Source organism: Paenibacillus sp. HGH0039, assembly GCF_000411255.1.
GTDB lineage: Bacteria > Bacillota > Bacilli > Paenibacillales > NBRC-103111 > Paenibacillus_F.
In genome coordinates, this window is sequence record NZ_KE150412.1 from 301609 (window position 1) to 315391 (window position 13783).

General features: G+C 53.2%; 8 protein-coding genes. 1 reads left to right on the forward strand and 7 read right to left on the reverse strand.

Going from position 1 to position 13783, the window contains the following annotated elements:
* On the reverse strand, positions 1-6113 hold a 6113-nt coding region (locus tag HMPREF1207_RS01105; RefSeq protein WP_016423377.1), incomplete at its 3' end, for a non-ribosomal peptide synthetase.
* A 758-nt stretch (positions 6114-6871) separates the two neighbouring features.
* Here HMPREF1207_RS01105 and HMPREF1207_RS01110 point away from each other — a divergent pair.
* A complete protein-coding gene (locus HMPREF1207_RS01110; RefSeq protein WP_009674626.1) occupies positions 6872-7735 on the forward strand; it encodes a hypothetical protein in 864 nt (287 codons plus the stop codon).
* 240 nt (positions 7736-7975) lie between these two features.
* On the opposite strand, the gene HMPREF1207_RS01115 is transcribed toward HMPREF1207_RS01110, so the two are convergent.
* From HMPREF1207_RS01115 to HMPREF1207_RS01140, 6 genes are all read right to left on the reverse strand, one after another.
* Positions 7976-8359, reverse strand: coding sequence for a nuclear transport factor 2 family protein (locus tag HMPREF1207_RS01115; RefSeq protein ID WP_009674647.1), 384 nt, complete (start codon positions 8357-8359; stop codon positions 7976-7978).
* Between the two features lie 21 nt (positions 8360-8380).
* Entirely contained in the window at positions 8381-8971 is a 591-nt protein-coding gene (locus HMPREF1207_RS01120; RefSeq protein ID WP_009674638.1) for a TetR/AcrR family transcriptional regulator, read from the reverse strand.
* The gene (locus HMPREF1207_RS01125; protein ID WP_009674634.1) at positions 8971-9729 is read right to left on the reverse strand and encodes an alpha/beta fold hydrolase; all 759 of its coding nucleotides are present in this window, start codon (positions 9727-9729) and stop codon (positions 8971-8973) included. The genes HMPREF1207_RS01120 and HMPREF1207_RS01125 overlap by 1 nt, the downstream gene beginning before the upstream one ends.
* A 184-nt stretch (positions 9730-9913) precedes the next feature.
* On the reverse strand, positions 9914-10783 hold the full coding sequence (locus tag HMPREF1207_RS01130) for an aminoglycoside 6-adenylyltransferase (RefSeq protein ID WP_009674646.1): 870 nt from the start codon (positions 10781-10783) through the stop codon (positions 9914-9916).
* Positions 10784-11313: 530 nt separating this feature from the next.
* Positions 11314-12750 (reverse strand): FAD-dependent oxidoreductase, encoded by a 1437-nt coding sequence (locus HMPREF1207_RS01135; protein ID WP_009674623.1) that lies wholly within the window; start codon positions 12748-12750, stop codon positions 11314-11316.
* Between the two features lie 417 nt (positions 12751-13167).
* On the reverse strand, positions 13168-13770 hold the full coding sequence (locus tag HMPREF1207_RS01140) for a hypothetical protein (protein WP_009674642.1): 603 nt from the start codon (positions 13768-13770) through the stop codon (positions 13168-13170).
* Positions 13771-13783 lie beyond the last annotated feature (13 nt).

Here is a 13783-nt window from a genome sequence, read left to right on the forward strand (position 1 = left end):
GACTCTCTGCCGACGCCTCCGGCGCGCAGCGTTCCGCCCAGCCGGTTTGCCCGCTCGTTGAGCTCCCGGTAGGACAGCTGCTTGTCTTCATAGACAACGGCCAACGCATCGGGAGTCCGGACCGCCTGTTCCTCGAACAGCCGGTGGAACGTCTGCACCTGCGGAAGCTCGGACATGGCCGGATTGAACGCTTCGAACAGCTGCTCTTTTTCCGAAAGCGTAAGCAGCTCCAACTGTTCGACGGGGATGTTCGGATCGGCCGCAGCCTGCTCGACCGCCCGGGTGAAATGCCCGTGAATCCCACGGATGTCTTCCTCGCTGAACGTATCCGCGTTATAGGTGAACCGGATCACAATCCGCTCGCCCGGAATAACCGTTATATCGAAATCGTAGTTCGTTTGCTCCGGGGCCTGAATGTTGGAAATGGCCAAAGCTCCGTTTCCTCCGATAAGCTGTTCGATCCGTTCCTCCATCGGATAGTTTTCGAATACCATGATATGACTGATAAGATCGCGTTTTTGCTCGCTAAGCGCCTGGATTTCATAAAGCGGGAACGTATCGTAAGCGCCCGAGGCAAGTGCCTGCTCCTGGGTTTTTCGCAAGACATCTGCCACAGATTGTCCCGCTTCGCTCCTAACCCGGACCGGAATCGTATTGATAAACAAGCCGATCATGCTTTCCACACCGGCGATATCCGCCGGACGGCCCGAAACGACGCAGCCGAACACGACATCCCGGCTGTTGTTATAAACTTGCAGAACAAGACCCCAGAGCGTTTGGACGAACGTACTCAGCGTCACCTGATTTTGCCTGGACACGCGCTCGATCCGCTCGCTCAGTTCCCGGCTGAATTCAAAATCCAGTTCGACCGCGTTGAAACTTTCCGCTTTACGCTGCGCTTTTTCCTGAGGAAGCTTCGTGTGATGGTCGTAGCCGTTCAAGTAACCGCTCCAATAGTCGGCTGCCGCGTTCCGATCCTGTTTCTCCAGCCATTCGATATAACGGGCAAACGGAGTAACGGGAGGAAGTTCCGGTTTTCTTCGTTCCAGAAACGCGAAATAGCTTTCAAACACTTCCTTGATCATGAAGGACATGCACCAGCCGTCCATCAGGATATGATGGTGGCTCCAGATCAAGTGCCAGGTTTGTTCATCGGTCCGCACAAGGGTCACCCGCATAAGCGAGTCATGCGCCAAATCAAATTTCCGGGCTTTGTCGGCGTTTGCCAGTTCAGCGAGTGCTTGCTCCCTCTCCGCCTCGTCAAGTCCGCTTATATCTGCGTAGTAAATTTCGCCTTTCCGCTGACGAAACACGATCTGAACCGGCTCATCTTTCCATCCGCTTATAAAATTGGTCCGAAGCGCTTCATGCCGTTGAATCAGCACATCCAGCCCTTTCGCAAAAGCTTCGGCGTCGAGGCTGCCCTGCAGATCGAACGTGACCTGCTCGAAATAGGCTTCCGAATCGGCGTCCAGCAGGCTGTGGAACAGCATGCCCTTCTGCATCGGAGTCAGCGTGTACACATTTTCCAGCTCGCCGATGGGGGCGGTGCGTGCCGTCAACTGCTCCAGCTCTTCTACGGACAGCTCCGGCAGCAGGACATCGCTCGGCGTAAGCTCCGGCAGATCCTTGGACAAGCAGTGCGCGATTACTCCCCGCAAGCTTGTTTCCAGGAGGCTCCCCAGCCGCTCAATCGACTCCCGGCGGTACTGTGTCGTGCCGTAGCGGATCGTAAGCTCAAGCGAACCCTCCGTGACCATTCCGTTCATGTCGAGCGCGAAATCCATCACCGCGTTTCCGCTGATATCGTTCCCGGTTGAGAACGGAGAAGGTTCCAGACCGCTGCTCTGATAATCCTGATCGAACTGGCCGAGGTAGTTAAAGCTGATTTCCGGATCGGAACCGAATAGGTCGCTCTCCCGCTCTTCCGGCATGTATTTCAGAATGCCGTAGCCGATTCCCTTGTTGGGAATACGCCGGAGTCCTTCCTTGGTCTGCTTGATCTGCTGGGCAACCGTCTGATCCCGGCCGCTCTCCAGCATGACCGGAAACTGGCTGGTGAACCATCCGACGGTGCGCGTAATGTCGACATCCGGCAGAATGTCTTCACGGCCGTGGCCTTCCAAATTCACGAGCACCCGGCTATGTCCCGTCCAGGCTTGGACGGCCATACCGAGGGCGGTAAGCAGAAGATCGTTCATCTCCGTATTGTAAGCGCGGTGCGCCTGTTTCAAGAGCTGCTCCGTCTCGCCTTCCGTCCATCTTACGGTCACGACATCGCTGTCTTGGAGCCTTGATTTCTCCTGTCCCAAATCTTTGGGCAGCGGCGCAAGTTCGATCCGCCCGATCTGCCTCCAGTAAGTCCGCTCGGATTCAAGCGCCGTACTACCCGCATAGCGGGACAACTGCCCGGCCCATGTCTGGAACGAGTCCGTTTTGTGCGGAAGCGAAATCGCTTGTCCGCCGAGAGCCTGTTCGTAACCGGCCGCAAAATCTTCAAACAAGATGCGCCAGGACACGCCGTCCACAACAAGATGGTGGATGGCCATGAGCAAATGGTCGCCATCCGTGCAGCGGAATAGGCCCAGCTTCACCAAAGGCCCCTTTTCAAGGTCGATACTTCCCTGGATTTCGCTCGCCTTCGCCTCAACGGCTGCCTTGCAGTTTCCGAGGCCCGTGAAATCAGCCACTTCCAGGCTGAACAATTCTTCCTCGGCCCCCCGGTTCCAAGCTTCATATCCGGTTCCGGTTTTACGGTAAACCGTACGCAGCGCGTCATGGTGCTCGACCAGCTTAGCGATCGTTTTCCTCAGAGCCGTCTCCTCGAAACCTTCCCTGCGGTACTGCATGAAGGCCTGATTGCTGTGGTGCGGGTCGGCCGGATTTTGCCCGAAAAACCAGCGCTGAATCGGCGTCAGCGTCACGGCTCCCGTCACCTCTTCCTGGCTGGCGGTTTTGCCGGCCGTTTGAAGCTGCGGGCTGAGGGACGCTATCGTCGGATAATGGAAAAGATCACGCATAACCAGCTTGTAACCGGCCTGAAGGAGCCTTGAAGAAACTTGCAGCGCTTTAATCGAATCGCCGCCAAGTCCGAAGAAATTGTCCGACAGACCGACTCTGTCTACGCCCAGCACGGACTGCCAGACGGCGGCAAGCGCCTGCTCCGCCGGAGTTCGGGGAGCGATGTATTTCACCTCTGCCTGTACGCTTCCTTCCGGCTCGGGCAGCGCCTTGCGGTCTACCTTGCCGTTCGGCGTTAGAGGCAGCCGGTCCAGACGCATCACGCGAGCCGGCACCATATGCGAAGGGAGTGTCTGCTCCAGATACGCGTGCAATTCTCTGGTATCGATTTCATATTCCGCCACCGCGTACCCGCACAAATACTTCTGGCCCCGCTCGTCGGTACGATCGGTCACGACCGCTTGGCGGATGCCGTCAAAACGCAGCATGGCCGTCTCGATTTCGCCGAGCTCGATCCGGTATCCCCGGATCTTCACCTGATAGTCGATCCGCCCGATGAAGTCCACGTTGCCGTCTTCCATCCAGCGAGCCAGATCGCCCGTGCGGTACAGGCGCTCCCCGGCAGCGAACGGGCTGTCCGCAAACTTCTCTTCCGTCAGTTCCGGACGGTTCATGTACCCCCGGGCGACGCCCGGCCCGCCGATGCACAGCTCGCCTAGAATTCCTACGGGAACGGGGTTCAACTGAGCGTCCACGATGTAAAATTTCGCATTCAGCCAGGCTTTGCCGATCGGTACGTTTCCGGCTTCCGGCAGCTTGGAGAGCGGTTCGTCGTAGAAGCTCGAATCAATCGCCGCTTCCGTGACGCCGTAGCTGTTGATGATCCGGAACCGAGAACCGAACCGTTCCTGCAGCTGCCGGTAATCTTCCACACTGCAGCTGTCGGAGCTGGTGATGAGAAGCTTCATCGAGCTCATATCGAGCCCCTGCTGCGCCACATGCTCCATAAACGGGATGATTAGCGCAGGCGTCGATTCGAACACGGTAATCTGCCGGCTCTGTATCCAGCCGTGCAGGCGTGTCGGATCGATCCGGTCGTCTTTCGGCACGATGACCATGGTGCCGCCGTTGTAGAGGGTCCGGGCGATATCCCCGACGAACACGTCGAAGGAAAAGCTCGCCAGCTGAAGCAGGCGTACGGGGAACTGATCGAGCCCGTATTCCTTGCGGTAAGCCGCTGCCGTATTCACCAAACTCCGGTGCTCGATCATAACGCCTTTCGGCCGTCCCGTCGTGCCGGAGGTGTAGATCACGTAGGCAAGGTCGTCCTGCCGACTCTCCGTCGGCGCGTTCTCCCTTTCTTCGCTGTACGACTTCTCGTCGTCCAGGCATAGAATCGTGCGAAGCGCCCCTCCTTCTCCCTGCCACGTTCCGGCTCTGTCCCTCAGTCCGCTTTGCGTCAGCAGTACGGCCGCACCGCTGTCTTCGAGCATGTAGCGGATGCGATCGGACGGGTAATCCGGGTCCAGCGGAACGTACGCGCCTCCAGCTTTCCATACCGCCATGACGCCGACGAGCAGATCGACCGAACGGTCGGCCAGAATGCCCACGACCGCTTCTCGGCCGATTCCGGCTCCGCGCAGCGAGCCCGCCAGGCGGTTGGCCCGATCGTTGAGTTCCCCGTATGTGAGCTGATTGCTCTCGTACACCACTGCCGCCGTATCCGGATTCAGCGCCGCCTGTTCCTCGAACAACTGGTGGAACGTTTTGTCAGGCGGAAGTTCGGACACCGGCGGATTGAATTCCGCCAAAATCTTATTCTTCTCTTCATTGCTCAGCATGGACAGCTCGCGCACGGTTTGCCGGGGATTAAGGACGATCCGGTCAATAATAGTAAACAACTGCTCCGAGATCCGTAAGATTTCACTCTCATCGAACAACTGAGCCCGGTAATCGATATTCAAATCAATTTCCTTATCGTCCAGCATATCTACAACGTGTACGGCAAAATCGCCCACTTCGTGCCCGGAATGACTGCTTTTCCGAATTACGCTGAGGCCGTCGTAATAAGTCCAGTTCACGGGCAAATATTCGATGTCCACCCGGAACAATTCGGGAACGTCCCACTGTTTGTTCCGCTCTCTTAAGTCTTGAATAAGCTGATTGTACGGGTACTTCTGGTGGCGGAGATTCGCTTTCTGTTCTTTGGACACATGCTGCAAAAACGCCAATACATGCTGATCCGGCTCGAGCAGCATTCGGGTCGCAACCGTACTCACGAACATCCCTAACGTCTCTTTCTCCTGCTTCGACGTCCGGTTCGCATAGATGGTGCCGACTGTAATATCTTCATTTCCCGTTACTTTATGGAGCAATATGTATAAAGCCGCCAAAAACACCGTAAAGGTACTGATGTTGTTCTCCTCGCTGAAACGCTGCAGCTGCTCGTAGCGCTTGCCTGCGAAAGGCACACTCACCCTGTCGGCCTCCGTACTCACGGAGTAAGGCGAACTCGGTTTCATTCGTGTAATTTCCGAGAAGGATTCGAACTTGTCCAGCCAGTAGGCTTTGTCCTTCTGGTAGCGATCCGAACGCTCGTATTCTTGTTCGGCGTAGATGTAATCGAGATAAGTCCCTTTGGCTTTAGCGTCCGGTTCTCGGCCGTCAATTAATTTCGTATAGTTTTCCATGATCGTCGTGCAAAGAAGATGCGATGCGATACCGTCCGCTATGCTGTGATGTATTTTGATGTTAAACCAATGTTCTTCGTTATTCAGATTAAACAGGCAGAATTGATACAGTTGTTCGTCAAAAATGGATAACGGCGTATGATTAAACTGATCCAGCCACTCTTTCGCTTCGGCTTCGCTGCCCATTTCCATATAGTCGCAGTGCGGTTCAATGTCCGATTCATTCGCAAACCACTGGACGGGTTCGCCGGATTCGGAAGACTCGATCCGGATTCGGAACGCATCGTGGTCCCGGACCAGCTGATAGATCGCCTGCATCAAAGCGTCGGTATTCACGGGTCCGCGAATAAACAAAGTACCCACGATGATTCCGACCGATGTATTCGGATACATCATTTCCATACTCCATATTCTTCGCTGCGCTTGAGTTAAAGCAAACCGTTTGTTCGTATTTTCTCTCACATCGACACTCTCCTGGTATAGAGATTCGTTTTCAGGTATGCAACCCTGTTATCTAATTCCACACTCCAAACTTTCAAAAAAAACTTGGACAAAAAGTGAAGGGGTACTTTCGGCAGGCTCGTCTAATGAATTGTCCGATGGGTAAAAATATTCCAAAACTTGACATTTGATGTCGGATAGAGATAATGAGTAAAGGTATCCTCCCTTCGCGGGCAGTTTAGCAAATGGATGAAATCATCCCGTCTAAGGGATTTTGCAACAAGAGATTCTTGCGTTTAAATCTAAAACTATTTTTGCTTCCAAGCTTTGTAGGAATTCCATTTGCTTCCTCTTCTTATAAAATTACATAATTCACCATCAATTACCAATTATAACTGATGTCCTCCCGGTAATCATGGTATTTTTGAACTATTTTGTATTAATTTAATAATAAGGTCTATTTTTATCCAATTTTACAAAATAACAACATTTCATGTGACATATGTCATTGCTGAAACATGTACATGTGTCGATTAAGCTCGATTCCCCACACCCTCTCTCCGTACCAAACCTCTATTCATTCCAAACGCAATAACGAACGAGCTGCATTGAGTATCCTTCCTATCCCTTTTTTATGGGGTTTAATTCACCTTCTCTGCGAATATAAATAAAGCGGTATTTACATAAATCGTCCTTTCCCTTGACGATGAGCTAATAGACGTTCTTTATTCTAAATAATGGGAAACTATTCAAGATGAGAATAAAGGAGAGAAAATTGGATGTTTACACGTTTGCTCCGCACCACCGCGCTTGTCCTGACCGTCGGTTCGACTCTGCTGACCGGCACGGTTATCCAGTCCGAACCCGCACATGCCGCAAGCAACATGGTACCCGATTACGAGGTAAAGATTTTAATGAGTCCGGCGGCCGTTCTGGGCTCGGATAACAAGCTCAAAAGCGACGTGCTGGATACGTTCGCCATGCCGTCCAGCGTTACCAAAATGAATGTGGCTTTCCTGGACACGAACGCCAAAACTATTTACACCGGCGGCTGGAGCCCCCGCATTCGTAAAACCGAAGGCGAGAGCAAATTCGAGCTGAGCTACAAAAAGCGGTACCCGATCGCAAACAACGATATCAACGCCGCACTTACGAAAGCGAACCAGGACGGATTCGACTCCAGTGACACGAACTACGAAGCGCAAGTCGAGTGGGGCTACCAGAACAAAACCTTGAGCATCACGCGGAGCAAAAATGCCAGCAAATCCGGATACAGCGGCATGGATCTTCCGTCTGTCAGCGATGCCCGCAGCCTGATGATCAGCAATGCGCCGGGCAAGTTTGACGATTGGCTCAGCAACGGCTGGGGCACGAGTCTGCTCGGAAGCTCCCGCTACTACGGGCCGGTGCTTGCCAAACGTTCGATCGGTACCTGGAACGGCTTGAAGCTGTACATCGAAGTATGGCCGATCCGGAACTCTGCCGGAACCGGCACCGAATACATAGTCGAAGCTTCGTTCAAGACGACGAGCGAATCAACCGCGTCCGCGAAGCACGATGAACTGATTGCACTGCTGCAGAGCAAGGGCTGGTTCCTCGCGCAGGATTCGCTCAAGACTCAGTTGATTATGGACCGCTACTGACGCCGGGACAAAAAAAGAACAGGTGTAGGCTATAAAAGCCTGCACCTGTTTGCGTTCGTACACCGCATATACACTGCCCAATATCCGCTCTCCGGCTGAAACTTCAGCTGCTTTGCATGACGCGGTTTCACGCTTCGCATTGCGCCGCCGTATAACCACCGCCGTGGACCAAAACCGCTCTGTACGGGGACGGCCCGCAGCTTTTCGCTGAAAGCACGGCAAGCCCTCCCGGATACCGTTTTAACTGTAATCTTCGATTACGAGCAATTTGCCGTCTTCAATTTTAAATACCGACTTTCCTTTAAGAGCGATCTTGTCCCCTGCTTTAGGACCGTGAGGCAGATCGGCCGCAAGAGTTCCCTCGTAATCAATCTCAACTTCGACCCGGTCGCCTTTGACCGCATAATCCGTAATTGTCTGACAACGCTGGGAGAACAGCTTTTGGGATTGTCCGGCTAATTCGCGAAAAGCGTCTTTTCCTTCCGTCTCCGCATTCACGACGCCGTTAGAGATGTTCCGGAACACAATCTCCTCATGCATAAGCAGAAGCATACCTTCGATATCGAAAGCATTATAGGCCTCCACGTATTTTTCAATCAAGCTTTTCGCCGCAAGGTTCTCCATCATGACGCTCCTCTCGAATAATTACTCGGTAACGCAAAAATCACGAAACAACTGTTCTTTCACCTGCCGGACAGGGTAATGCTCGGGATAGGTCGAGATCATCAGGGAAATCCCGTGGATGGCGGAAGAAAAATGAAGCGATCTGATTTCGGGTTCGGGAACTCCGAGTTTACGGAACATCTCACACTGGAGCTGAAACTGCCGGGCCATTTCCTCATTGAGCATCTGGCTGTACCGGGACAGCAGCAGATCTTCTTCGGGCTGCGTTTGGAGATGCAAATAAAACCGGTAAATTTTCGGATGCTGGAGCACATTGTCGATAGCGCCGTCGATGATATGTTTCAACTGCTCGGACGGGGTAGCCAGAGACGCCGCTTTCTGCATGACGTCTTCGATTTCTTCTATCCGGCTTTGTACCATGTCGCCGAGAAGTTCTTCTTTTCCTTTATAATAATTGTACAAAAGTCCTTTGGAAACCCCCGCCCTCTTCGCTATATCGGCAATAGAGGCGTTATAGTAACCCTTCTCTATAAAAACTTGCATGGCCGAAGTCCGGATGTTTTCTTGGGCAAGCTGGCGGACGCGCTCGTTTTCTTCCCTTGAACGCGGCATCAGATAGGGTCCTTCAGGAACTGTTCGATAGAACCGGCAGTTTCCGCGGGATGAGTCAATGTCAGCATATGGTCGGCACCTTCTATCCGGATGATTTTACACGAAGGCACACGCTTATATTCCTCCGCAACGCGTTCCATATCCCCCCATTCCACCGTTCCTTGCAGAAACAAGGTTGGCGCGCTAATCTCCTCTAAACGCTCGATCGCGGGAGGCTGAGGCCAGTTTACTTCGAAACTCTTCCATTCCGTAAAGACTCTGCGCATATAGTCCGTATGCATCTCAATCAGAAAATCCCGCTGCGGACTCGACATGACAACCCGGTAATTAGGCCCGGCCAAGGAAGTGCCGATCATTTTGTCGAGATCGGGGGCGAAAGAGTTTACTTGGGCCAGCCATTCCGTAAATTCTTTCGAGTAGGGAAAACCGGAAAGCGAAGGGGCGAGCAGAATGAGCCGGCTAACCATGGAAGGATAAGTCAAAGCGAAATCCGCTGCCGCCTGTCCGCCCATGGAATGACCGATCAGGGCAGCCTGCCCGATATTCAAATGGTCAAGCAGGCGCTTCAGATCTTCGACCAGATTGGCCGGATCGGTCGGAGCCGGGGATTTCCCGGTCCCCCGGCCGTCGAACGTGATCACCTGGAACGACTGCGCCAAAATCGGAGCGATGAACTTCCATTCGCGAGAGTCTACACCGGGACTGTGGATGAGCACGACCGGAGCGCCTTTTCCCTGTACTTCATAATACAAATCCATATACATGAACTCCTTTCTGTAGGTAAAATATTCCGTTCAGTACCTTTATTTTATTATTGAATGAACGTACAGTCAATATAAAATCTAACGTCGACTGAAACAACGAGGTGGCCGGGCCTGTTTCCATCGTAACAAAAAGACCCTGACAGCTATGTGTCAGGGTTCTTTTTAGTTACAAGAAATGTTAATAGATGTCCCGCGCATCGGGAGCAAGAAGTTGAACTTGCCGCAAATACGGTTTGATCTTCTCCGCTTCTTCCGCAGGATAAACATATCCGAATTCGGCCGCCACTTGTAGGGCAGCAGGCTCAAAAAGCTCTCCCATCACATACAAAGCGTTCCACACCTGGTCATAACTGCCGTTTTCATAGGTCGACAAAAGCTTGTTCCAAGATTCTTCATCCAGGTACCGCTTTAGAAATTTGCCGTTCTTCCCGATACTGAGCGAGAAGCCGGTATCAATCCCGACCTTCCATTCCAGCATTTTGAGCAGCATCGCCCGGACCAGGTTCAAATGATCGATCGCATACAAAATCTCCTGTCTCCACAAACCTTTGGCGACATAGGTGGACACCCACCAGAATTCGTTGCAGCAATCGGCGTAAAATTCGGCGTTGGGACGCTGCACCCAGTAGTCTTCATCGGTCGGAGGCGGTATGACCGGCAGAGCGTTGTCCTTGTCGAGCAGGATCACCGTCAGCTTGTCTTCCCGGCAGTACATCTCTTTCTCCTCAAGAGGAATAAGCATCAGGTCTATCCGATTCCCGTCTTCAAATAACATGAGATAGGTAAAACGGTTTCCCAGCTCGTTAGGAAACAGAGCCATCTCTTCCGGCGTCTGCATAATCATCCGTTCCCCGAAAACGTTCACCCATTCCGGGTCGTTTAGAAAAGACTCCCTATCCGTGACGAGATAGACGATATCGTAATCTCTGAAAATGTCTTTGGGAACATTCGGATTCGTCCTCGAACCGTTCAACCCGACCGCTCTTACACGGCTGTCATTCTCCGCCACTTTCAATACCAGATTAAATATTTCTTGTTCCGAACGCATAGATCGGCACCTCCTGAGTTTTCATGTTCACATTTTGAAAGGAAAACGTTTCAAGGAGGTCCCCGGATATCCGGTAAACAGAGTTATATAAAATGTTCCGCAAATGTCATCAGCTTATCCTCCCGGATAAAAATTGTAAGAAAGGGCTGCCAAAAAGCCCGATTCAGCTGCGTATGTATGTGACGGCTTTCTTGCTTTGGCCCGGTGCTAAAAAGCCGGCCGTATCTTATAATGCGCTGCGCCAAATTTGCGGCAGTTAGGTTGAAAACCGGCTGTACAGCTTCTAATATATTTTACTCTATTTGTGGGACGGATGGAAATTTTCTCTTTTTGAGATGGGAGCTATCGCTGAACAAGACCCTTACCTTTATAGGGTGGGGGTTAGTGGTTCGAGCTTACAACTGGTCATAAAGAGAAATACGAATGAATAAAAAGAACCCGCTCCCCTTATAAAACGGCAGCGGGTTCTATTTTAATCAGGCTTAGGGATCGGGCAGTTCTACCCGTAAACTCTGTCCGTTTGCGCCCGTTTACGCGACTCCGTATTTACCGTGAGGTCGAGCATCGGCACGTTCCGCGGCGGCCAGCGCCCGTTCCGGCTCCTCAGCCGTATCCACCGTTTCATTCAGCCGTTGCATAGCGGCCAGGCCTGCCGTATTAAGGAGGTTCCACGGTTTGTTATAGTGCGGCTGGAAGAAGAAATCCACAAAAGCAAGCTCCTGAACGGTCATCCGGTTCTGGATGCAAACCGACAGCGTATTGACGGCCTGGGTCAAATCCGCTTTCGACATCACTTGCGCTCCCACCAGGCGGCCGCCTTCCGCTTCGAAAACAAGTTTGAGCATCACATCGTCATAGGTCGGCATAAATTCCGGCCGGTTGTTCTCATGAATGACGACGGCCTTCACATTCATGCCCGCCGCAGCCGCGGCTCCCTCCGTAAGTCCCGTCGAAGCGATATTCCAGTCGAACAGCTTAATGGCCGACGTGCCCTGGGTGCCCTGATACCGGACGGCCGGCTTCAGCAGGTTCATGGCGGCCAGCGTTCCCATGCGGACGGCATTCGTCGCCAGCGGGATGTAAGCCGCTTCGCCCGTCGGATTATACCGGACGGCACAGCTGTCTCCGGCGGCGAGCACGTCGGGATGGCTCGTGCGCATATAATCGTCCACGAGGATAGCGCCGCCCGGCAGCATATCCACCTGGCCTTTGAGCAGATCCGTTCCGGGACGGAATCCGATGCACAGCACGACCATGTCGGTCTCGAAAGTGCCGTCGGTCGTCACGACTTCGCGGACCTTGCCGTCCGTACCGCGGAATCCTTCGACGGTCCGTCCGAGCGCGAGCCGTACTCCCCGTTCCCGGAGTTCCTTGTCGGCCAAGCCGGTGAACTCGGGGTCCAGGTACTTGGCCATGACGCGGTCCATGTTGTCGATCAGCGTCACGTCTTTGCCCAGATCGCGGAACGCTTCGACCAGCTCGATGCCGATATAACCGGCTCCGATTACCGTGATGCGCTTCGCGTCCGCCGCGCGGGCAATGATTTCACGGGCATGGCCGTAGTTTTTGCACAGCTGGATGTTCTCCAGCCCGATGCCTTCCATCCGGGGAATGACCGGCCACGAACCTGTCGTCACGACCAGCTTGTCGTAGGTGTCGCTGAACTCTTCCCCGCTCTCCAGGTTGCGGGCCCGGAGCGTTCTGGCCTGCACATCGACTTCCAGCACTTCGTGGCGCATCCGGGTAACGACACCGAGCCGGGCAAGCTCTTCCGGGCTGCTGTAGAAAAGCCCCTGTGCATCCCCGATCACTCCGCCGACATGAAGCGCGATTCCGCACGAAAGGAACGAAATAGTATCATTGCGCTCGTAGACCGTGATTTCCGCGTCGGGATATTGTGTTGCAATGTTTTTAACTGCGGCGGTTCCTGCGTGTGTGCATCCGATTACGGCAACTTTGAATGTCATGATGATAGCCTCCCGAAATTTTATTTAGTGAATTAATTCACATACTTTCTTTAAAAAAGAGCTGTTGGCGATTAACCAAAGCGGATAAATGAATAATAATGGATCAGGTTTAGTCTGTGAAATAAATCACAATGTCTTTATGGTCTTATATTACACCTTTGCTACAAAAGATGCAAGAGGTATTTATGCCGGTGCGCGATGCCTGCCACAGGTATACGGCAAAAAGCCGCACCTGAGTGCGGCATGCAATTATCTTTTTTATCTCTTGCTCTTGTTCTTGTTGTTATCCTTGCTCTTATCCTTGTTGTTATCCTCGCCCTCGCCCTCGCCCTTGCCCTATCTATTACTCTTAGCGATCCGTTCGGCTCCGGTTCTCTTCATCCGTCTCGGCAATCCTGCCCGTAACGGCCCGTATCATCAAAGCGTGCGGAACGTAAGTCCCCGGCAGTCTACGGGAATGGCAAACGCCTGCTCCACCCCGCTGTTGGTGCGGATTGTCACATTCAGAGTGAGACGCTCGGGAGCTTCCTCGCTCCACGCACCGCTGCTCAGCCATCCGTATCTCTCCTTGCCCGGCTGGATCACCGCCTGCTCGAAATCCGGATTAACCTGCGCAGCACGTACCTTCTCCGAGTGCCGGCCCGGCAGGCCTTCATTCGTAACGACGGAGACGCTTGCCAGATCCGGCGCGATCGACTCACGGTCCGAAAGATTCCGGATCGTCACCTCGAAATCCGCCGTGTCGGCCTTAAGCCTGACGGCATGCACGGTTACTTCGATGTTATTTGCGGTTTGTGTCACGGGCAGCTGAGCGTAAGTCTTCTCGCCGGCGGATTCAACGCTTCCGGCAGGCACCGGCACCTTAATATCTGAGGTCCCGCCCGCTCCCGGGAGAGCCGCCTTGCCATCCGCCATACCGGAATCCGGCAATGCGGGCCGCATGGCCGTTCCGTTCAGCATCAGGCTTCCGGAAACAATCAAAGATCCTAGCAGAACGCTAACGATCATTTTGTTCATCATAAACTTTCCTCCC